This is a genomic window from Pantoea sp. B623, from assembly GCF_024814475.1.
GTDB lineage: Bacteria > Pseudomonadota > Gammaproteobacteria > Enterobacterales > Enterobacteriaceae > Pantoea > Pantoea ananatis.
Genome location: NZ_JANUXM010000004.1, coordinates 4,467,275 through 4,488,717, shown reverse-complemented (window position 1 = coordinate 4,488,717; position 21,443 = coordinate 4,467,275). Strand labels below are relative to the sequence as shown.

Below are 21,443 nucleotides of genomic sequence, written 5' to 3'. Positions count from 1 at the left end.
TACGATCCGTTGCGGTGCGCTGGCGGTGGACACCCTCGCGGCGCCGATTACGCCTGACTGTCGATATTGTTCGGTGCGTTCATTGAAAACCCACCCGATTCATAAAACCTAATGCCTTCGCCACGGGAAAAACGCGCAGCGGCGAGCATTCAGATAAATTCTTCAATCGCCTGGCGATTACTCCAGGATTTCGTGAGGGCAGCGGCGGCGGCGGGATCGAGCCAGCGCGCGGCAAGATGCTCGGTGAGCAACAGATCACGCTCTGTAGGCAAGGCCAGCCTGAACCAGTGTTCACGGTTGTGCGTCGTGCCCGGCGCATAACGATGACGATAGTGCGGGAAAATCTCAAAGTCGATTTCACGCTGACAGTCTTCAATCGTTAGCTGCTCGGCCTTTACATCAATCCCCAGCTCCTCACCGACTTCTCGCTCGGCCGCCTGCAGCGGACACTCATCCGCTTCCAGGCTGCCGGTGACCGATTGCCAGAAATCCGGGTCATCACGGCGCTGCAGCATTAACACCCGGCCACTATCCTGCGCCACAACCACCACTAACACAGAAACCGGATGTTTATACGGCATTACTTCGTCTCAGGCTTATCTTTCTTGACGACCTGAATGCCTAACTCAAGCAGTGACGCCGGATTCGCTTCGCTTGGCGCTTCCGTCATCATGCAGGCCGCTGCCGTGGTTTTCGGGAACGCGATAACGTCACGAATATTGTCGGTGCCGGTTAACAGCATCGTCAGGCGATCCAGACCAAATGCCAGGCCTGCATGCGGCGGCGTGCCGTACTTCAGTGCATCCAGAAGGAAGCCGAACTTCTCACGCTGTTCATGCTCTTCAATGCCCAGAATGCTAAACACGGTCTGCTGCATGTTACCGTTGTGGATACGCACAGATCCGCCGCCGACTTCATAACCGTTGATCACCATGTCGTAAGCATTCGCTACGGCCTGGGTTGGATCGGCTGCCAGCTGTTCCGCACTCATCTCTTTCGGTGCCGTAAACGGATGGTGCATGGCAGCCAGCCCACCTTCGTCATCTTCTTCAAACATCGGGAAGTCGACAACCCACAGCGGCGCCCAGGCTTTGTCGTCGGTGATTTGCAGGTCACGTCCCACTTTCAGGCGCAGTGCGCCCAGCGCATCGGCCACCACTTTGGCACGGTCGGCACCAAAGAAGATGATATCCCCATCCTGCGCGCTCGTGCGGCTGAGGAGGGTTTCAACGATATCGGCATTAAGGAATTTCGCTACCGGGCTCTGTACGCCCTCCAGGCCCTTCGCACGTTCGTTTACCTTCATCCAGGCCAGGCCTTTGGCACCGTAAATCTCAACAAATTTGCCGTATTCATCAATCTGCTTACGGCTCAGCTGCGCGCCGCCGGGAACACGCAGCGCGGCAACACGGCCTTTCTCGTCGTTAGCCGGGCCAGAAAATACCTGGAACTCAACGGTTTTCAGCAGATCACCCACGTCCACCAGCTCCATGGGATTACGCAGGTCGGGTTTGTCTGAACCGTAGCGATGCATGGCTTCGGCAAAGGTCATCTGCGGAAACTCACCCAGATCCACGCCCTTCACGCTCTGCCAGAGTTCGCGAATCATGCGCTCCATAATTTCACGCACCTGAGGTGCGGTCAGGAAGGAAGTTTCCACATCGATCTGCGTAAATTCGGGCTGACGGTCTGCGCGTAGGTCTTCATCACGGAAACATTTAACAATCTGATAATAGCGATCGAAACCCGACATCATGAGCAACTGTTTAAACAGCTGCGGTGACTGAGGCAGCGCATAAAATTTGCCTTTGTGCACGCGGCTCGGCACCAGGTAATCGCGCGCGCCTTCCGGGGTGGCTTTCGTCAGCATCGGCGTTTCGATATCCAGGAAGCCAGCGTCATCCATAAAACGACGGACAAAACTGGTGATCTTAGCGCGAGTCTTTAAGCGCTCAACCATTTCAGGACGACGCAGATCCAGATAACGGTACTTCAGACGTGCTTCTTCGCTGTTGGTCTGGTTAGAATCCAGAGGCAGCGGTTCAGCACGATTGATGATGTTCAGCGCGTGGGCAAAGACTTCTACGTCACCCGTGGCCATGTCGCTGTTTCTGTTTTTTTCGTCACGGGCACGCACGGTGCCGGTAATCTGGATACAGAATTCGTTACGCAGTTCAGATGCCAGTTGGAAAGCGTCTTGATGATCGGCATCGAAAAAAACCTGTGCGATGCCTTCACGGTCACGCATATCGATAAAAATCAGGCTTCCCAGATCGCGACGACGGTTGACCCAGCCGCAAAGCGTGACTTGCTGACCTACATGAGACAGATTGAGCTGTCCACAATACTCTGTACGCATAACACTATCCTTTTAACTTCGCCGCTGCAGCTGACAGCACCAGGCCGCGTCACCTTGTGGGGTGCTGTCGCAAAAAAGGCCGCTATTATAATGGAAAAAGGCAAACAGGATAAGTGGAGCCACGTTAAAGCGCGGCATTTCCTGTTCGCTTTTCACCTGTTTGCGTCAATATACTGCGTTACAGGATAATTACCATCACACTCAAAGGCGGGAATCAGGCGTGACACTTCGTATTGGTTTGCCACAATGGCATCACGCGCACTGGAAGCGATGGGGAATCGAAACCCTGGCTGACTATGCGCGTTATTTCGGCACGGTGGAAGGCAATACCACATTGTATGCGCTGCCTGATGCGGAAACGGTCCTGCGCTGGCGGGATATGACCCATGACCAGTTTCGTTTCTGTTTTAAATTTCCCAGCAGCATCAGCCATCAGGCCGCCCTGCAAAATACCGACGACTTAGTAACGGATTTTTTTCGCCTGATGGCACCGCTCGCCGACCGCATGGGTCAGTACTGGCTGCAGCTGCCCGCCAGCTTTTCCCCTGCGCAACTGAACGATCTCTGGCGCTTTCTGGACAGCCTGCCCACCCATTTCTCTTACGGCGTCGAAGTCCGCCATGCCGCCTTTTTTGCCAAAGGCGAGGCTGAGCGCGCGCTGAATCGCGGCCTGCTGCAGCGCGGCGTCAATCGTGTGGTGCTGGACAGCCGTCCGGTTCATGCCTCAACCTCGCAAAGCCCGGCGGCACTTCACGCCCGCCAGCAAAAGCCTCGCGTTCCGCCGCATGCACTGTTAACCGGGTCGCGCCCCATGATCCGTTTTGTCGGCAGCGACAACCTGGAAGAAAGCCTGCCACTGTTTCAAATCTGGCTGGCCAAGCTGGCCGAATGGCACACGCAAAGTGACCCTCTGGTGTTTATCCACACGCCCGATATGGGACAGGTGTTTCCGCTGGTGCAGGCGCTCTGGCCGGCATTACAAAAAATTGATGCCAGCATCGGTCCCGGACCTGACTGGCCGCAACAGGATTCGCTATTCTGATAGCGATGGGCAGCCTCGCCCCCTCTGGTGATATGAATAAAAAAGGAATCCATGATGATTAGCGCGTTATATGTGGTTATCGGTGCGTTACTGATAATGAAGTTCACCCTCAATGTCGTCCGCTTTCGGCGTAAACATCATGTTGCTTTTGGGGATGGCGGTCATCACGACCTGAACAGGGCCATCCGCATTCATGGCAATGCCGTTGAAACCATTCCCCTGGCACTGCTGCTGCTGATCACGCTTGAGATGAACGGGGCGGATGTCTGGATGGTTCACCTGACGGGCATCGTGTTTTTTGTTGGCCGTTTTTTGCATGCTTATGGCCTGCGTAAAGACGTGATGAGTGGACGCAAATACGGCATGATGCTGACCCTGTTTGGCCTGAGTGGAATGGTGATTTTTAACCTCATCTATCTCCCCTGGCAACTGGTGCTCAGCCTGCATTAATGTTGCGGCTTAAAGGGTGCAGGCCGCGGCAGTTTCTGCCAGAATAGCGCCCTTTCCGCCGTCTCTTCGGATTTTCGATATGTCTGATCGCGATCAACTCTTTTCTGCGCCCATTGAAAAACTGGGCGACTGGACCTTTGACGAACGTGTCGCTGAAGTGTTTCCTGACATGATTCAGCGCTCGGTGCCCGGCTATTCCAATATCATTTCGATGATTGGCATGCTGGCAGAACGCTTCGTCCAGCCCAACAGCCAGGTGTTTGACCTGGGCTGCTCACTCGGTGCCGCCACACTTTCGGTGCGTCGTAATATTCACGTGCCAGGCTGCCAGATTATCGCCGTAGACAACTCTCCGGCCATGGTCGAACGCTGCCGCCGCCATATCGATGCCTTTCGCGCCGACACGCCGGTTACCGTGGTGGAAGCGGACATCTGTGACATTGAGATTGAGAATGCCTCTCTGGTGGTGCTCAATTTCACCCTGCAGTTTCTTGAGCCGCCTGCCCGTCTTACGCTGCTCAGTAAAATCTGGCAGGGGCTGAATCCCGGCGGAGCCCTGGTCCTCTCGGAGAAATTCAGCTTTGAAGATCGTGACGTCGGCGAACTGCTGTTTAACATGCATCATGACTTTAAGCGCGCCAACGGCTACAGCGAACTGGAGATTAGCCAGAAGCGCAGCATGCTGGAAAACGTCATGCTGACCGACAGTGTGGAAGCGCATAAGGCTCGTCTTAAGCAGGCGGGCTTTTCGCACGCTGAATTATGGTTTCAGTGCTTTAATTTTGGTTCGTTGGTGGCATTAAAATGATCGACTTTGGCCGTTTTTATCAGCAAATCGCCGTTGGCCCCCTGGCAAAATGGCTTGACGTGCTGCCTGCACAGATTAGCGACTGGCAGCGGGAGAATCTGCACGGGCACTTCCGTGACTGGTACAAGTCGCTGGAATACTTACCGCTGCTGGAACCCCAGCGGCTGGACCTGCTGAACAGCGTAAGCGCCGATCGGGATGACATCAGCGATCGTCATCGTCAGGGCATTGAGAAACTACTACGCAATTTGATGCCGTGGCGCAAAGGCCCTTATTCCCTGTACGGAACGGAGATTAACACCGAATGGCGTTCTGACTGGAAATGGGAGCGCGTGCTGCCTCATATTTCCTCGCTGGCCGGACGAACCGTGCTGGATGTCGGCTGCGGCAGCGGCTACCACATGTGGCGGATGATCGGTGCGGGTGCGCATCTGGTTGTCGGTATCGATCCCATGCAGCTGTTTTTATGCCAGTTCGAAGCCGTGCGTAAGCTGTTGAATGATGACCGTCGCGCCCATTTACTGCCGCTGGGCATTGAACAACTGCCGGCGCTCCAGGCGTTCGACACGGTCTTTTCGATGGGCGTGCTGTATCATCGCCGCTCCCCCCTTGATCACCTCCTTCAGCTAAAAAATCAGTTGGTCAGCGGCGGCGAGCTGGTACTGGAAACGCTGGTGATCGAAGGCGATGTGAACCAGGTGCTGGTGCCGGGCGAACGCTATGCGCAGATGCGCAACGTCTATTTTATTCCCTCAGCCGAGGGTCTGAAAAGCTGGCTGGAGAAGTGTGGCTTTGTTAACGTGCGCATTGTCGACTTTGCCCTGACCTCGACGGAAGAGCAACGTCGTACCAGCTGGATGACCAGTGAATCACTGGCCGAATTTCTGGATCCTGACGACAGCAGCAAAACCATTGAAGGTTATCCCGCACCGCTGCGTGCCGTTCTGGTTGCCACCAAACCCTGACCCTCAGCGGCGAGACAGCGCCAGTTTCGCCGCAAAACCAATAAAGACGCAGCCCGTTAAACGGTCCATGATTTTGACTATCCGTGGCCGTTTTAACTGCTCAGCAAAATAGTGGCTGCTGCCGATCAGCACCGTGCTCCAGGCCAACCCCACCAGCATGTGCGTCAACGCCATCAGGCTGCACCAGATCGGGACAGAGGCGCCCTGCGGAATGAACTGGGGCAAAAAAGTCACATAGAAAACGCCCACCTTGGGATTCAGCAGATTCCCCAATAATCCACGCGTGAAGCAGGCAAGATGACGTTGCTGAGCCGCGGCCTCGGCATGCATTGACACGCTTTGGGCGCGCGGATGCCACAGCAGCTTAATGCCCAGATAGAGGAGGTAAGCGGCGCCAGCCCACTTCAGCAGGTTATAAGCCATCTCCGACGCCAGCAGCAGCGCGCCTAATCCCAGCCCTACCGCAATGCCCCAGAGCAAACAGCCGGTTGCCACGCCCAGCGCCGTGGCACTGGCACGCTGCCAGCCCTGTGCGGCGGCCGATCGCAGGATCAACGCCGTATCAAAGCCCGGCGTCAGGGTCAAAATAATAATAGCCAGCAGGAAAGAGAGCAACGAAGCCGTCATAAGCGTATCCCCGGTAAACATCCGCTCACAATAACAAGCGGTTTTTTGTCTGTACAGCCAGCAAACCCCCATTAGCTGCTACCCTTTTAAGGGCTTTATCAACGGGCCGATCACGGCCATGATTTATGCAACCAGGAGCAACGTTTATGAAATTTATTTTCTCGTCACCGCGCAAATATGTGCAAGGTGCAGGCGTACTCGATGAACTGGGGAGCTACGTCACCGAACTGGGTACTCAGGCTTTTGTGGTCGCGGACGATGTCGTCTGGGGACTGATCGGTGAACGGGCTCAGGCCACGCTCACAAAGGCGGGCGTGAACGTGGTGCGCCAGCAGTTCAATGGCGAGGCGTCCAGTAATGAAATCACCCGGTTGAGCCAGCAGGCGCAACAGCAGAACTGCAACGTGGTCATCGGGCTGGGCGGCGGTAAAACGCTGGATACCGTTAAGGCAGTGGCTGATGAGATCCAACAACCGGTGGTGATCGTTCCCACGATTGCCTCTACCGATGCGCCCTGTAGCGCACTCTCCGTTATCTATTCTGACAGCGGCGTGTTTGAGAGCTATCGCTTCTACAATAAGAACCCCGATCTGGTGCTGGTGGATACCGCCGTCTGTGCCGCTGCGCCTGCCCGCCTGTTTGCCTCGGGCATTGCGGATGGCCTCGCAACCTGGGTGGAAGCCCAGGCGGTAGCCCGCAGCCATGCCAAATCGATGGTCAATGGCGATCCGACCATTGCCGGGCTAGCCATCGCCCGTGCCTGTGAGGAAACCCTGCTGACCTGGGGTTACAGTGCCTATGTTGCCGTTTCGGAAAAACGCGTGACGCCGGCGGTGGAAGCGGTGGTGGAAGCGAATACCTTGCTGTCGGGCCTGGGATTCGAAAATGCCGGCCTGGCAGCTGCGCACGCCATTCACAATGGTTTTACTGCTATTGAAGGCGATATCCATCATCTCACCCACGGCGAGAAAGTGGCCTACGGTACCTTAACCCAGATGGTGCTGGAGCAGCGTCCGGACGAGGAGATCGCACGCTACATCCGTTTCTATCGCTCGATCAAGATGCCCACCACCCTGAAAGAGATGCATCTGGAGGGCGAAAGCTGGGAAAATCTGGTGAAAATAGGCGCACTGGCAAACAGTGAAGGCGATACGCTGAAAAACCTTAACCCCAACCTAGCACCGGAGCAAATTGCCCATGCGCTGCTGGGGCTGGATGCGTTCAGTCAAACGGTAAAATAACGGCTATTCCGTCACCTCAGCGGGTTTATCCCAGTACTGGTATTTATAGACTGCGCTGAGGTGGCGTTGAATCGTCCCTTTCTCGAACACTTCCGTTTCATTCAGATAACTCAGCGTGCAGTTGCCCTTCTCATCCCAGAACTGGCATTCATCCACGGTGCGCAATGTGCTGACGTCTGTCGTTGCGGTGCCATTCAGGCGCCGTTCCCGCCACTGGTTATCATAGGTGTAGGTATCTTTGCGGCGGGCAGAGGTCGAACGGGTGACCAGGCCTTGTGGATTCCACTCATAACGGTATTCCCCGTTGCTGACGGGATCGGTACCTCGCGCAATACTTTTTAGTAAGTGGAAACGTTTATCATAACGGTAAGTCGTATCCGTAAACCCGTCTTTACCCATGCTGATAAATTTATCCGATGCGCTGATGATGTTGCCGTTTTTGCCCTTCTGCCACTGAATGGTGCCCTGACGGTTATCGACCACCACTTCACTGCCCTGCTTGATGACTTTAACCAGATAGGCATATTCCGCAACCCAGCCGTCCTGAACCCGAACCAGGTGCTGTTCCATGCTCAGGATGACGTTACGCTCATTTTTGTCATAGCTGATGTCCGCCACCAGCAGATCGCCACAGCGATCAAACTGCCCCAGTACCCGTTTCTGTGAGTTGACGTCTTTACCAAACTCGCCGGCGATCACCTGACGCACCTGACCTTTGGCACTGCCGCCCAGCAGGATCCAGTTATTGCTGTTGGTCACCGCTTTACTGTATGGCTGACATGAGGCTGCGGCCCATGCGGTGGGAAAGGAGAATAACGTAATCACAGCGGACAGCAGAACGCATCGCATGGTGTGCACCTCGGACGTCAATGTCGTAAACGGTTTACCCTAAATAGCAGGAACCGACGGATGATGGAAAGTGGAATTCTTCTCTCAGCGCCAGCAGCGACTGAATTCAGCCTCGCGGGCACGACGATAAAGGGCGCTGAAGGAATTTTGGGCAAAAAATACCCCAGCAAATTTACTGGGGTTTGGTACTTGCAAACATCACGTCATCAATCGGCGTGCTGCGCGGCAAAACTGGTCATGAGTCAGGCCACCCGGGCGGTATTCATTTGCATCACACTTTTCATTGCCTCAACGACATCGCCATCGACGCAGTTGCGGCTGAACTCATCAATTTCGGCTTCGGAACACATGGAAACACCCACTTTACGGTAGCGCATCGGGGATGCCACAAGGTGGCTGGCCGAGCTGTGTACCTCGCGAATATCCGCATCCAGAAACTTTTGCAGGTTGCTGAGGCGAACGCCAGCACCGGCCATAATGATTGGACCTGCGCTGTATTCATTAAGTTCCCTCAATAATGCAATTCCGTTTTCCGCGCTTTGTTGCTGGCCAGATGTCAGGATGCGCCTGACGCCAAAATCCGTCAGCACATCAAGCGAACGCTTGGGCCGATGGCACAGATCGAAGGCGCGGTGAAAAGTCACCGCCATCCCGTCGCACAGGGCCATGATTTGTCGCATCTGAGTGGCATGGATATTGGCATCTTCATCCAGCATGCCCAGAACGATGCCGGGAAAACCCAGCTCACGGATACGCGCCACGTCTGACTTCATCGTTTCAAATTCACGGCTGGAATAGCAAAAGTCGCCACCGCGAGGGCGAACAATAGGATGCACCGGAACTGAAATGTCACGACGGGCGACCTCCAGCATGCCTGCAGAAGGCGTCAGCCCGCCTTCACGCGGCGCGGCGCAAAGCTCTATGCGATCGGCTCCCGCCTGCTGGGCGGTTAATGCACAATCCACCCCATAGCAACAAATTTCCAGTGTCGTCATTGTCTTCTCCTTTACATGGCTTCCTGTTCACGCCAAATTCGTCAGGTACGCTTATCCCTTAGAACAGTTTACGTGGAAAACTAACTATGACATTCAATTTTGACCAACGGATAGACCGCCGTCACAGTGATAGTCTTAAATGGCACAAATATGCGGGTCAGGATATTCTGCCACTGTGGGTCGCCGATACGGATTTCCGATCGCCTGAGCGTATCATTGAAGCCATTAAAGCCCGCGTTGACCACGGCGTTTTCGGCTATGGCGATAAGCCCCAGGGGTTGATTGCGGCCCTTATCGCCCGCTGTGCATCACGTTATCACTGGCAGGTCGATCCCGAATGGGTTGTTGTCTTGCCCGGCGTTGTCTGCGGCTTAAATCTGTCGGTCCGCGCCTTTACTCAGCCACCGCAAGGTACCGTGGCACCCTTACCGATTTATCCCCCTTTTCGCTCTGCCGCTAAACTGGCGGAACGCGACCAGCTGAGTCTGCCATTAATATTACAGGACGGGCGCTGGGTCATGGACCTGAGCGCGGCCGAAGGGAAAATGCAGGACAAAAAGCTGTTGATGCTGTGTAATCCCCAGAATCCTGGCGGTACGGTTTATCGCCGGGAAGAGCTGGAGGCCCAGCTGGCGTTTGCTCAGCAGCACGACCTGATTGTCTGTTCTGACGAAATCCATTGCGACCTGCTGTTAACACAGGGCCTGCAGCACATCCCGTTCGCCTCCCTGAGCGACGATGCCGCGCGGCGCAGCGTCACGCTGCTTTCGCCCTCGAAAACCTTTAACATCGCAGGCCTGGGCGCATCCGTCGCCATCATCCCTGACCCGGCACTGCGTGAACGTTTCAACGCCGTCCGCCAGGGCATCGTTCCCTCGGTTGATATTCTGGCACTGGTGGCCGCAGAGGTTGCCTGGCGCGACAATGATGACTGGCTTGATGCACAGCTGGACTATCTGCGCGGTAATCGTGACTGGCTGGTTGAACAGGTCAATGCGCTCCCCGGACTCTCGATGGTGTCACCAGAAGGCAGCTATCTCGGCTGGATTGATGCCAGCGCATTGCCGGTTGCCAGCCCGGCACTCTATTTTGAAAAGTACGGGCTGGGTTTCTCACCGGGTCGCGATTTTGGCGATGATCGTTTCGTGCGTATCAACTTCGGTTGCCCACGCGCGCTGCTGGAAGAAGCGGCAAAGCGGCTTAAACGCGCGGTTGACGCCCTGGGTTAAGACTGCTCACTGGCCACGATCTCTTCCAGGCTCCACGGGTGAAACTTTATCGTGGTTTCCCCGTCGGTTACTGCGAGGGTAGGATTAGGCAAACGTTCATTTTCCCCTTTTGGCGAGCTGGTCTTGAACGAAATACCGGGTTGGGACAGTGCATGGTCGGACAGCAACGCCATTGCCCGCATCCCAAGCGTTTCTGGCTCGCCCCTTAATACCACTTCCACATGCTCCCAGCCTTCATGGCGATAGCGTTTCTCGCCGGGCCAGGGTAACTCCACCACGTCGATATGCCAGCCGGCAATCTGGAGCGGCTGATGCAGTTTGAACAGGCAGACAGGACGACCATTGATCATCGCTGCCGAAAATTGCTGGCCCATTTTCGCCAGACCCTGCTGCCAACGTTCGGCGGTGGTGTTTTGGTGACAGCGAACCGCGACATGATCGACATCGAGTCCGGCATTATCTAATCCGAGTCGCTGTGAAAAACTTTGTAACCGTTGTTCGAAAGCGGCCAAATCTTCGCGTAAATCGTCCAGTTCTGATGGAAAGGTGGTGCTCACGGTTGCCTCTGCCCCTCTAAAATTTACAGACTTAAATATCGTAACTCATTGTTAGCATTAAATCCTAAACGACATAATGGTGAGATTCATCTTATTTACGTGATTCTTTTCCATTAAAGCAGATAAATTACGCTTTCAATTCAGACTTATCTTCTTTTTAGATCCACCCTTAAGTTGACATAAACCACCTAACCATCTGTTTAAATTGACGTTAATTAATACCATAAGACAATTCCCATTTACCGCCAACATGATTGCAGCCGCGTCACCTTTCTTATAAATTTGCATCAATACCATTATAAGGAAAGTTTTTATGACTATGCTCATCGTAGTGGCAACATTGATCGCACTGATGGGATTTGCCCTTGCGCGCCACTGGAAGGTGCGAGAAGACAAAAGCGTTAAAAATGCGCGCCGCGCGCGCCGCCGCTAATCCTTTGGGAAACATCCTCAGCTCTGTTTCTCCGCGTTTATCCAGTTACTGACTCAAGCTGACAATTCACGTATACTTTTCCCCTCATTTTTTTCCGTTCTGCCTGGTGATTACTCTGGTTATCGCCTCCGGCAGAATGAGGATGAAGCGCGCTGCGCTGTCAGCGTGCTTTTCTTAGCATATGTAAGGTAACCCGGTGAATATTCAGGCGCTTCTTTCCGCAAAAGTCAGTCAGGCTATGGTGCTGGCTGGTGCTCCCTCCGATTGCGAACCTCAGGTTCGCCAGTCGGCCAAAGTTCAGTTTGGTGATTATCAGGCAAACGGCATCATGGCCGTGGCTAAAAAACTGGGCCAGGCGCCGCGACAATTAGCTGAAACTGTTATTCAACATCTGGATCTTACCGGTATTGCCAGCAAGGTTGAGATTGCCGGACCCGGGTTTATTAACATCTTTCTCGATCGTGGCTGGCTGGCAGAACATGCCAGGAATGCCCTTCAGCATCCGCGACTCGGCGTTGCCTGCGTTGAACCTCAGACTATCGTCGTGGATTACTCTGCCCCGAACGTCGCGAAAGAAATGCACGTCGGCCACGTCCGCTCCACCATTATTGGTGATGCCGCTGTCCGCACTCTGGCGTTTCTGGGCCATAACGTCATCCGTGCCAACCACGTTGGCGACTGGGGAACGCAGTTCGGTATGCTGATAGCTTTCCTTGAGAAACAGCAGAACGAAAACCATGCCGAAATGGCGCTGGCTGACTTAGAAGGGTTTTACCGTGAAGCCAAGCGCACCTACGATGAAGATCCGGAATTTGCTGAGCGCGCACGTCGCTACGTGGTGAAGTTACAAGGCGGCGATGACTACTGCCGTCAGATGTGGAAAAAGCTGGTTGATATCACCATGAGCCAGAACCAGCATATCTATGACCGCCTTAACGTCACGCTGACCCGCAAAGATGTCATGGGCGAGAGCCTTTACAACGACATGCTGCCGGGTATTGTTGCCGACCTCAAAGCGAAAGGGTTAGCCGTTGAGAGCGAAGGTGCGACCGTGGTCTTTCTGGATGAATACCAGAATAAAGAAGGTGAGCCTATGGGCGTCATCATTCAGAAGAAAGACGGCGGCTATCTTTACACCACTACCGATATTGCCTGCGCCAAATACCGCTACGAAACGCTGCATGCCGATCGGGTGATTTATTACATCGACTCGCGCCAGCATCAGCATTTACAGCAGGCGTGGACCATCGTGCGTAAAGCCGGTTATGTGCCTGAATCTGTGCCGCTTGAGCACCATGCATTTGGCATGATGCTGGGTAAAGACGGTCGTCCGTTTAAGACCCGCAGCGGCGGCACCATCAAACTTTCGGATCTACTGGATGAAGCTTACGATCGTGCTTACTCGCTGGTCAGCGAAAAAAACCCGGAGATGAGCGAAGAAGAGCGGCGTGCACTTGCGGAAGTCGTCGGCGTCAGCGCTGTAAAATATGCCGATCTGTCAAAGAGCCGCACCACGGATTATATCTTTGACTGGGACAACATGCTGGCGTTTGAAGGTAACACCGCGCCTTATATGCAGTACGCTTACACGCGTGTCCTGTCGGTATTCCGTAAGGCCGGTATTGAAGCCGACGCGATTCAGGCCGACATCACCCTGACGGACGATCGTGAAGCCCTGCTGGCTACACGCCTACTGCAGTTTGAAGAAGTCATTACTCAGGTTGCCCGTGACGGCACGCCGCATGTGATGTGTGCGTACCTCTATGACGTGGCTGGCCTGTTCTCCGGCTTCTACGAGCATTGCCCGATTCTGGCGGCCGAAGATGAAGCGACCCGTCAGAGCCGGTTACAGATTGCTGCCCTGACCGCCAAAACCCTGAAACTGGGGCTGGACACGCTGGGTATCAAAACCGTCGATCGCATGTAACCTCTTCAGGCGCTGAGTGCCCACCGTGGCCCGGCGCCTGCCTTCGCTGCCTTCCCCGCCGCCGCGTCATGATTTCCGCGACCGTTGTTTTCGCCGCCTGCTCTGCCCACGATATGAATCGGCCCGCTATCGCCTGAAAACCAGACATCATGATGCATAGCAACGGACAAACTGGCCCATGCCGCCATAATGTCCTGTTTATCTGCGTAAGATCATGGGGTTATTCCTTTCTGATGCGCGCGCTCTACTATAAGCCCGCATTTCATCAGGTCTTGACCTGTTAACGAGAAAGGAAACTAAGTTGATGATTAAAAAAGCGTTTGCCGAATTCATCGGCACATTCTGGTTAGTATTGGCAGGTTGTGGAAGCGCCCTGCTGGCGGCAACCTTTCCGCAAACCGGGATTGGCTTTGCCGGAGTGGCTCTGGCTTTCGGCCTTGCCGTACTGACGATGGCTTTTGCTGTTGGTCATCTTTCGGGCGGCCATTTTAATCCTGCCGTCACGCTGGGTTTATGGGCGGGCGGCCGTATCGGATATCAGGCCATTTTGCCCTATATCATTATGCAGGTCGCGGGCGGTATCGCGGCGGCGGCCGTGCTGTATGTGATTGCAAGTGGTCAGTCTGATTTTGATGCCACCACCAGCGGGTTCGCGGCTAACGGCTTTGGCGAACACTCTCCCGGGGGCTACAGCCTTTGTGCAGCAGTGGTCACTGAACTGGTACTCAGCGCCTTTTTCCTGATCATTATTCAGGGGGCGACCGATAAACGCGCGCCCGCGGGTTTCGCGCCCATCGCCATTGGCCTGGCCTTAACGCTTATTCATTTAATTAGCATCCCCGTGACCAATACGTCGGTAAACCCGGCGCGCAGTACGGCGATGGCGCTGTTCCAGGGAACCTGGGCCTTGCAGCAGCTGTGGGTGTTTTGGCTGGTGCCGATGGTGGGCGGTGTGGCTGGCGGGTTGATCTCTCGTTTTTTGCTGCGAAGCACAGACTGATTTAATGCGAAAATGACTTCATTATGCAGACCGGCAGCGATCGTGCACGCCTGCACGATCGCTGCCGGTCTGTCTTAACAATGAAATAATCAGGCTTACTGGTAATTAACCGTCACGTCTGTACTGACCACTTTCAGCCCGGGCGGTAAGCTGCCGCTTCCAGCGAAACCAAACACCATATGCAATGTTTCATCCGCGGTCACGCCGGTCAGACCCCGCGTCGCGCCGTTGGCACCGTCCAGTTCGGTACAGCGCTGCGCCGCACAAAGCCGGACCTGCAGGCCCGATGGCGCAGGCCGGGTGAGCTGATAGCGCCAGTTCACCACGGTCATTGCCCCTTTTACGTCGCCCGGCGGCGTTAAGGGCTGTGAGGATTGCCAGCTACCGCGATTGGCCATCAGCGGGCCCGCCGCGCTGGCGCTCCAGGCGCCGTCAGCGGCCTGGGCAGACAGCGGCAGGAGCAGTGCAAACAGCATCATCGATCTCATTGTTTGCCTCCGATGGTGGCGGTCATGCGAATCTGACGATTGTCGCTTAATTCCATGTTGGACAGCACCACCAGCTGCGGCATGTTGCGACGCAGGAAGCGCGCCAGTAAAGCACGTAATGGATGGTTTACCAGTAAGACCGGCGGCGCGCCCATCATCTCCTGACGCTGTAAGGCTTCCTGCGTCTGGGCCAGCAGACGATCGGCAAGCCCCGGCTCCAGTCCACCACCGCCCTGCAGAGCCTGCAGTAACAGGCGTTCCAGCGTAGCATCCAGGCCAATAACCTGAACTTCACCGTTGCCCGGGAACCATTGTTGGGTGATTGCACGACCCAACGCGACACGCACCACGCTGGTCAACTCCTGCGGATCGCTTTGAACCGGCGCGTGCTCTGCCAGCGTTTCAATGATGGTGCGCATGTCGCGAATAGAGACGCGCTCCACCAGCAGGTTTTGCAGCACTTTATGCAGGGTTGTCAGGGTAATGACGCCCGGCACCAGATCTTCAGTCAGTTTAGGCATTTCAGACGAGACGCGATCTAGCAGCTGTTGCGCCTCCTGGCGACCAAACAGCTCGCTGGCATACTGACCAATCAGATGATTAAGATGGGTTGCCACCACCGTACTGGCTTCGACCACGGTAAAGCCCTGGATCTGGGCCTGCTCTTTCAGCGCGCCATCAATCCACACGGCCGCCAGGCCAAACGCCGGATCGACGGTGGCTTCACCCGGCAAGGTGCCCGCTGCGGTGCCGGGGTTAATCGCCATCCAGCGCCCCGGATACGCGTCACCACTGCCAATTTCTACGCCCTTCATCAAAATGCGATAGCGGGCCGGCGGTAATTCCATATTGTCACGGATATGCACCACCGGTGGCAGGAAGCCGACGTCCTGCGCCACCTTCTTACGGATACTGCGGATACGCCCCAGCAGTTCACCGTTTTGATTATGATCGACCATCGGAATCAGGCGATAGCCCACTTCCATTCCCAGGGTATCTTCCAGCTGAACATCGGTCCAGGACGCCTCGGCCGATGCGGGTGTTTCCATAGATTTGGTGAGGCTGCTGGGTGATTCGACACTCTTTTTCGGCTGCATTTCGCGGCCGCGTAACCACCATGCCAGCCCCAGTAAGGCCGCCGTAAACAGCAGGAAAACGAAGTTCGGCATGCCCGGCACCAGGCCCAGCAATCCGATTACGCCGCCGCTCAGCATCAGTACGCGAGGATCTTTAAACAGCTGGCCAACCATCTGCTCGCCGACGTCCTGATCGGTTGCCACGCGCGTCACAATAACACCCGCCGCAGTCGAGATAACCAGCGCCGGGATCTGAGCAACCAGACCATCACCGATAGTCAGCAACGTATAGGTTTCTGCCGCATGTCCTGCATCCATGCCGTGCTGCACGATACCGACCAACAGCCCGCCAATCACGTTGATTACCATGATCAAAATGCCCGCGATGGCATCACCACGTACGAACTTACTGGCACCGTCCATTGAACCGTAGAAGTCGGCTTCCTGGGTGACTTCAGCACGGCGGCGTTTCGCTTCATCTTCACCAATCAGACCGGCATTCAGGTCGGCGTCGATGGCCATCTGCTTACCGGGCATCCCGTCAAGAACAAAGCGCGCGCCCACTTCAGCGATACGGCCAGCACCTTTGGTGATAACCATAAAGTTGATAATCACCAGGATGATAAACACCACAATACCGATGGCAAAGTTGCCCCCGACCAGGAAGTGGCCAAAGGCTTCCACCACCCGTCCGGCGGCGGCGGCCCCGGTGTGGCCGTCCAGTAAAATGATACGGGTTGAGGCAACGTTAAGCGCCAGGCGCAGCAAGGTCGAAAACAGCAGGATGGTTGGAAACGCCGCAAACTCCAGCGTGCGCTGGGTAAACATCGCCACCAGCAGCACCATGATCGACAAGGCGATGTTGAAGGTGAACAACAGATCAAGGATGAATGGCGGTAACGGCAGAACCATCATCGATAAAATCATGATGATCAGTACCGGGCCAGCAAGCACCTGCCACTGCATATCTTTGAAGTTGCCCGGTAGGCGTAATTTAGCGGCCAGATTAGCCATCGTTTGTGTTCTCTCCTGCAAAGTCCATCTCTGCCGGGACCGGCAGGTCTTTAGGTTTTACCGGGATCAGGCCACCTTCGCGCTTCCAGCGACGTAGCTGCCAGACCCAGGCCAGCACTTCCGCGACGGCGCCATAGAGCGCACCCGGAATGTGTTGTCCAATTTCAGTATGTCGGTACAGCGCACGCGCCAGTGGCGGCGCTTCCAGAACCGGAATACGGTGTTCCGCGCCCAGTTCACGAATGCGTAAGGCAATATCCCCTGCGCCCTTGGCGATGACCTTCGGCGCGCTCATCTTTTTCTCGTTATATTGCAAGGCAACCGAGTAGTGCGTTGGGTTGGTGACGATAACATCGGCTTTGGGAACATCGGCCATCATGCGACGTCGGGCGGCTGCGCGCATCTGCTGGCGGATGCGCCCTTTCACGTGCGGATCACCCTCTTGCTGTTTGTGTTCATCACGAATTTCCTGACGCGACATGCGCAGCTTTTTAAAATGGCTGTACAGTTGCCAGAAAACGTCATACCCCACCATGGGGATCAACCCGAGCATGACCAGCGAGCAGCAGATGGCAATCATATCCATGCCGTGAATCAGTGCCGTTGTCGGTGATTCGGCAATCAGACGCAGCATATCGGGCCAGTGGCTCCAGACGTACCAGCCTGCAACACAACCGACCAGAATAGTCTTCAGGATGCCTTTAAACAGTTCGGTCCAGGCCTGAGCGGCAAACATACGCTTTAAACCAGACAGCGGGTTCAGTTTGCCAAAATCGACCTTAATGGATTTTCCACTGATCACCACGCCGCCCAGCAGCATTGGCGAGGCAATCGCGACCAGAACCAGCCCGCCCAGCAGCGGGAGCAGCGCCGCAATGGCCTGCATAATCAGATTGCCCACATGCGCAATGATGATTTTGTCATCGGTCACCATGGCATGGTCAAATCGTAATCCGGTTGACACCATCGCGGCCAGCCGGTGGGCCATCATGGCACCGCCGACCCATAAAATCATGATGCCGGCTAACAGCATCAGTAATGAGGTCAACTCGCGCGAACGCGGAATCTGGCCTTCTTCACGTGCTTTCTCAAGTCGGTGGGCCGTGGGCGATTCTGTTTTTTCTTCGTCGCTATTTTCTGACACCACAAACCTCGGTTGGCAGGAATTCTGAGCATAGAATGCCAAATTTGGGTTTGGTTAAAGCGTGGATAAAACGTGAAAAATGCGCGCTCTTTCACGGATGGCAAAAGAGAAAAGAGAAGTGGCCTGTCAGAAACAGGCCATCTTAGAAGGGGCGGCAATCGCCAACCGTTAACGGATCGGCGATGACCAGACAGACTCGCGGTTAGAAACCCAGGCTGTCCAGCAGGTCATCAACCTGGTCCTGATTCGCCACGACGCCTGGCGCAGCGGCATTGACCTGAGGTCCGTTAAGCAGCGTGGTGCCAACCTGACGTTTCTCGGCGCTTACTTCTGGCATGTTTTCCAGCAGCACCATCAACAGCTGGCGCTCGATTTCCTGGATCACATCCATCATGCGCTTGATGACCTGACCGGTAAGGTCCTGGAAATCCTGCGCCATCATGATGTCGAGCAACTGCTTGTTAGTAAAAGAGGTGTGCGTAGGCACTTCCCCTAAATACTCACGCGTATCCGTCACCAGCTCGCGCGCGTCGGCAAGTTCAATTGGATTTTCAAACCACGCATCCCAGCGTCCTTTCAGCGCAATCGCGCCCGCTTCCATTTTGTCCTGGTGCGGTTGCGCTGCTTCGACGCTGTTCAGCGCCCTGTCGGCCGCCTGAGCGGTCTTTTGCACTACATAGTCCAGACGGTCGCGGGCGTCAGGAATGGCTTCAGCAGCTTCTGCAATGGCCTGATCCAGCCCCAGCTCACGCAGACTGTCACGCAGCATGCGGGTCAGTGAACCGATGCGGGAAATGATATCGTGTGCCGCGGCTTGCTCAGCTGATTTCGGAAGGTCGCTCATCACATCTCCTTACATACCCAGTTTTTCAAAAATTTTGCCCAGCTTTTCTTCAAGCGTGGCTGCAGTAAACGGCTTGACTACATAGCCGCTTGCACCCGCCTGAGCGGCAGCAATAATGTTTTCTTTCTTCGCTTCTGCCGTCACCATTAAAACTGGCAGGCTCGCCATGGCAGCATCGGCACGAATAGTCTGCAGCAGTTGCAGGCCATCCATATTTGGCATGTTCCAGTCAGAGATAACGAAATCGAAACCACCTGCTTTCAGCTTGCCTAGCGCATCAACGCCGTCTTCCGCTTCTTCTACGTTATTGAAACCAAGCTCTTTCAGCAGGTTACGTACAATACGACGCATCGTATTGAAGTCGTCCACTACTAAAAAGCGCATGTTTTTATCAGCCATATCTACTCCTGTGTTATCTCGCCCGGCAGGACGGGCCTGGTTATATACGCAATGCCTGTCCGGCGCTAATTTTCGCCAGCATGTGCTGGCTGATGTTGCTTAAATCTACTACTTCGCTCACGCCACCGCTGGCTATCGCCTCGCGTGGCATGCCAAAAACGACACAACTTGCTTCATTTTGCGCGATGGTCCAGGCGCCGGCACGATGCATTTCCAGCATGCCTGCTGCCCCATCGTTACCCATACCGGTCAGGATGACGCCGACGGCATTACGCCCGGCGTTAATCGCAACCGATTTAAACAAGACATCCACTGAAGGTTTATGCCGGTTAACCGGGGGGCCTTCATTCAGCTTCACCACGTAGTTCGCCCCGCTGCGCCCCAGTTCCATGTGCATTGCGCCAGGCGCGATGTAGGCATGGCCGGGAAGAATACGCTCGCCATCTTCCGCTTCTTTCACCGTGATCTGGCACAGCTTGTTCAGCCGCTCGGCAAAAGATCGGGTAAAGCCCGGTGGCATATGTTGCGTAATCAGCAGTGCCGGACTGGTGGCCGGTAACGGCTGTAAAACGTGGCGAATCGCCTCTGTGCCGCCGGTTGATGAACCAATGGCAATCAACTTTTCACTACTCAGCAACGGGCCGGCTTTCAGCGTGACCGGCGCGGGCATAACGTTACGAACATGCAGGCGCGCCCGGGCCGCCGCGCGAATTTTGTCGCCAATCATCTGGCTGTAGGCCAGCATGCCTTCACGAATGCCTAACTGCGGCTTCGTCACGAAATCGATCGCACCTAACTCCAGCGCGCGCAGCGTGATTTCTGAGCCCTGTCCCGTCAGGGATGACACCATGACCACGGGCATGGGCCGTAAACGCATCAGTTTTTCAAGAAAGTCCAGGCCGTCCATGCGCGGCATTTCAACATCCAGCGTTAACACCTGCGGATTAAACTGTTTAATCAGATCGCGTGCCACTAACGGATCCGGGGCCGTAGCCACCATTTCCATATCAGGATGACTGTTGATGATTTCGGTCATCAGTTGCCGCATCAGCGCAGAGTCATCTACGCACATCACGGTAATTTTGCTCATCATCTTTCCTTCGTCAGTCCATACACGGTTTGCCCACGCAGCCAAAACTCTTTACTAATCTGGCTGAAGTTCTCTGAGTGTCCGGCAAAGAGAATGCCGCCGGGCTTAAGCAGAGGAACAAAACGACGTAGAATTTTTTCTTGTGTTTCTTTATCGAAATAGATCATTACGTTGCGGCAGAAGATCGCATCGAACGGTCCCGGTAAGGCCCAGTCATTTGCCAGCAGGTTAAGCTGGGTATAGTTCACCATGTTCGCCAGTTCGGAACGGACACGAACCATGCCAGCATGTGGACCTGTACCGCGTAAAAAGAAACGCTGTAACTGCGCGGGCGACAGCGTACGCAGCTCTTCCTGGCGGTAAACGCCCGCCACGGCTTTCTCCAAAACCTGGGTATCGATATCGCTGGCATGTACCTGGAATTTACCCGGTCCCATGCCTAAGGTTTCAGCCAACGTAATCGCGATAGAGTAAGGTTCTTCGCCGGTGGACGCTGCCGTACTCCAGACGCTAAAATTTCCCTGACGTTTACGTGCATGCTCCGCAAGGATTGGAAAATGATGCGCCTCGCGGAAAAACGCTGTCAGGTTAGTGGTTAACGCATTAATAAACGCCTGCCACTCAGCACTGTTTGGATCATTTTCCAGCAGGGCCAGATAGCGACCAAAATCATCGATATTCAGCGTGCGCAGACGACGAACCAGACGGTTGTAAACCATCTCGCGCTTGTGATCGGCCAGCACGATACCCGCACGCTGATAGATGAGCTGGCTGATACGGCGAAAATGGGTATCGGACAGGGGCAGACGCTGCACCATTTGTGACAGCAGCGTCGTCGCTTCCGGTTGATCTAATAACGTCGATTTCTTCATCTTTGCACCTGGCCTGAACTAAACCTGTTGAACA

General features: G+C 55.0%; 21 protein-coding genes. 8 read left to right on the top strand and 13 right to left on the bottom strand.

Features of this window, described 5'->3' with window-relative positions; all coding sequences use genetic code 11:
- Positions 1-149: 149 nt before the first annotated feature.
- Both nudB and aspS read right to left on the bottom strand, forming a co-directional pair.
- Positions 150-581, bottom strand: a complete 432-nt coding sequence (nudB, locus tag NXS97_RS22705; protein ID WP_116219769.1) for a dihydroneopterin triphosphate diphosphatase — start codon at positions 579-581, stop codon at positions 150-152.
- Positions 581-2,359 (bottom strand): aspartate--tRNA ligase, encoded by a 1,779-nt coding sequence (aspS, locus tag NXS97_RS22700; protein ID WP_024472105.1) that lies wholly within the window; start codon positions 2,357-2,359, stop codon positions 581-583. The genes nudB and aspS overlap by 1 nt, the downstream gene beginning before the upstream one ends.
- Before the next feature lie 220 nt (positions 2,360-2,579).
- Here aspS and NXS97_RS22695 point away from each other — a divergent pair, with 220 nt between their 5' ends.
- From NXS97_RS22695 to cmoB, 4 genes are all read left to right on the top strand, one after another.
- The gene (locus tag NXS97_RS22695; protein ID WP_014605671.1) at positions 2,580-3,401 is read left to right on the top strand and encodes a DUF72 domain-containing protein; all 822 of its coding nucleotides are present in this window, start codon (positions 2,580-2,582) and stop codon (positions 3,399-3,401) included.
- A gap of 54 nt (positions 3,402-3,455) precedes the next feature.
- Positions 3,456-3,851 (top strand): MAPEG family protein, encoded by a 396-nt coding sequence (locus NXS97_RS22690; RefSeq protein WP_041457678.1) that lies wholly within the window; start codon positions 3,456-3,458, stop codon positions 3,849-3,851.
- Positions 3,852-3,930: 79 nt separating this feature from the next.
- The gene (cmoA, locus tag NXS97_RS22685; protein ID WP_014593893.1) at positions 3,931-4,659 is read left to right on the top strand and encodes a carboxy-S-adenosyl-L-methionine synthase CmoA; all 729 of its coding nucleotides are present in this window, start codon (positions 3,931-3,933) and stop codon (positions 4,657-4,659) included.
- On the top strand, positions 4,656-5,624 hold the full coding sequence (cmoB, locus tag NXS97_RS22680; RefSeq protein ID WP_013026088.1) for a tRNA 5-methoxyuridine(34)/uridine 5-oxyacetic acid(34) synthase CmoB: 969 nt from the start codon (positions 4,656-4,658) through the stop codon (positions 5,622-5,624). The genes cmoA and cmoB overlap by 4 nt, the downstream gene beginning before the upstream one ends.
- A 3-nt stretch (positions 5,625-5,627) precedes the next feature.
- Here cmoB and NXS97_RS22675 read toward each other — a convergent pair whose 3' ends face one another.
- Entirely contained in the window at positions 5,628-6,251 is a 624-nt protein-coding gene (locus tag NXS97_RS22675; protein ID WP_033770444.1) for a LysE family translocator, read from the bottom strand.
- A 146-nt stretch (positions 6,252-6,397) separates the two neighbouring features.
- On the opposite strand from NXS97_RS22675, the gene NXS97_RS22670 reads away from it, so the two are divergent.
- Positions 6,398-7,492, top strand: coding sequence for a glycerol dehydrogenase (locus tag NXS97_RS22670; protein WP_014605667.1), 1,095 nt, complete (start codon positions 6,398-6,400; stop codon positions 7,490-7,492).
- Between the two features lie 3 nt (positions 7,493-7,495).
- Here NXS97_RS22670 and NXS97_RS22665 read toward each other — a convergent pair whose 3' ends face one another.
- Both NXS97_RS22665 and cutC read right to left on the bottom strand, forming a co-directional pair.
- Positions 7,496-8,341 carry a hypothetical protein gene (locus tag NXS97_RS22665; RefSeq protein ID WP_014605666.1) on the bottom strand — a complete coding sequence of 282 codons (846 nt, stop codon included), beginning with the start codon at positions 8,339-8,341 and terminating at the stop codon, positions 7,496-7,498.
- Between the two features lie 242 nt (positions 8,342-8,583).
- Entirely contained in the window at positions 8,584-9,336 is a 753-nt protein-coding gene (gene cutC, locus NXS97_RS22660; RefSeq protein WP_259232806.1) for a copper homeostasis protein CutC, read from the bottom strand.
- A gap of 86 nt (positions 9,337-9,422) precedes the next feature.
- Here cutC and NXS97_RS22655 point away from each other — a divergent pair, with 86 nt between their 5' ends.
- Positions 9,423-10,565, top strand: a complete 1,143-nt coding sequence (locus NXS97_RS22655) for a MalY/PatB family protein (RefSeq protein WP_013026093.1) — start codon at positions 9,423-9,425, stop codon at positions 10,563-10,565.
- Here the strand turns inward: NXS97_RS22655 and NXS97_RS22650 are convergent.
- Entirely contained in the window at positions 10,562-11,122 is a 561-nt protein-coding gene (locus NXS97_RS22650; protein WP_013026094.1) for a VOC family protein, read from the bottom strand. The two genes, NXS97_RS22655 and NXS97_RS22650, sit on opposite strands and share 4 nt — an antisense overlap.
- A 629-nt stretch (positions 11,123-11,751) precedes the next feature.
- On the opposite strand from NXS97_RS22650, the gene argS reads away from it, so the two are divergent.
- Entirely contained in the window at positions 11,752-13,482 is a 1,731-nt protein-coding gene (argS, locus tag NXS97_RS22645) for an arginine--tRNA ligase (RefSeq protein WP_013026095.1), read from the top strand.
- A gap of 304 nt (positions 13,483-13,786) precedes the next feature.
- Positions 13,787-14,482, top strand: coding sequence for an aquaporin Z (gene aqpZ, locus NXS97_RS22640; RefSeq protein ID WP_022623264.1), 696 nt, complete (start codon positions 13,787-13,789; stop codon positions 14,480-14,482).
- Between the two features lie 95 nt (positions 14,483-14,577).
- On the opposite strand, the gene NXS97_RS22635 is transcribed toward aqpZ, so the two are convergent.
- From NXS97_RS22635 to cheR, 7 genes are all read right to left on the bottom strand, one after another.
- Positions 14,578-14,970, bottom strand: coding sequence for a flagellar protein FlhE (locus tag NXS97_RS22635; RefSeq protein WP_013026097.1), 393 nt, complete (start codon positions 14,968-14,970; stop codon positions 14,578-14,580).
- Positions 14,967-17,060 (bottom strand): flagellar biosynthesis protein FlhA, encoded by a 2,094-nt coding sequence (gene flhA / locus NXS97_RS22630; protein ID WP_014593902.1) that lies wholly within the window; start codon positions 17,058-17,060, stop codon positions 14,967-14,969. The genes NXS97_RS22635 and flhA overlap by 4 nt, the downstream gene beginning before the upstream one ends.
- Complete coding sequence (gene flhB, locus NXS97_RS22625) at positions 17,053-18,204, bottom strand: flagellar biosynthesis protein FlhB (RefSeq protein WP_014605661.1); 1,152 nt, start codon at positions 18,202-18,204, stop codon at positions 17,053-17,055. The genes flhA and flhB overlap by 8 nt, the downstream gene beginning before the upstream one ends.
- A gap of 202 nt (positions 18,205-18,406) precedes the next feature.
- Positions 18,407-19,048 carry a protein phosphatase CheZ gene (gene cheZ / locus NXS97_RS22620; RefSeq protein WP_014593904.1) on the bottom strand — a complete coding sequence of 214 codons (642 nt, stop codon included), beginning with the start codon at positions 19,046-19,048 and terminating at the stop codon, positions 18,407-18,409.
- Between the two features lie 9 nt (positions 19,049-19,057).
- Positions 19,058-19,447: a chemotaxis response regulator CheY gene (gene cheY, locus NXS97_RS22615; protein WP_013026101.1), complete on the bottom strand. Its 390-nt coding sequence runs from the start codon at positions 19,445-19,447 to the stop codon at positions 19,058-19,060.
- A 40-nt stretch (positions 19,448-19,487) separates the two neighbouring features.
- Positions 19,488-20,537, bottom strand: coding sequence for a chemotaxis response regulator protein-glutamate methylesterase (locus tag NXS97_RS22610; protein ID WP_014605660.1), 1,050 nt, complete (start codon positions 20,535-20,537; stop codon positions 19,488-19,490).
- A complete protein-coding gene (cheR, locus tag NXS97_RS22605; RefSeq protein ID WP_013026103.1) occupies positions 20,537-21,409 on the bottom strand; it encodes a protein-glutamate O-methyltransferase CheR in 873 nt (290 codons plus the stop codon). The genes NXS97_RS22610 and cheR overlap by 1 nt, the downstream gene beginning before the upstream one ends.
- Positions 21,410-21,443: the final 34 nt, after the last annotated feature.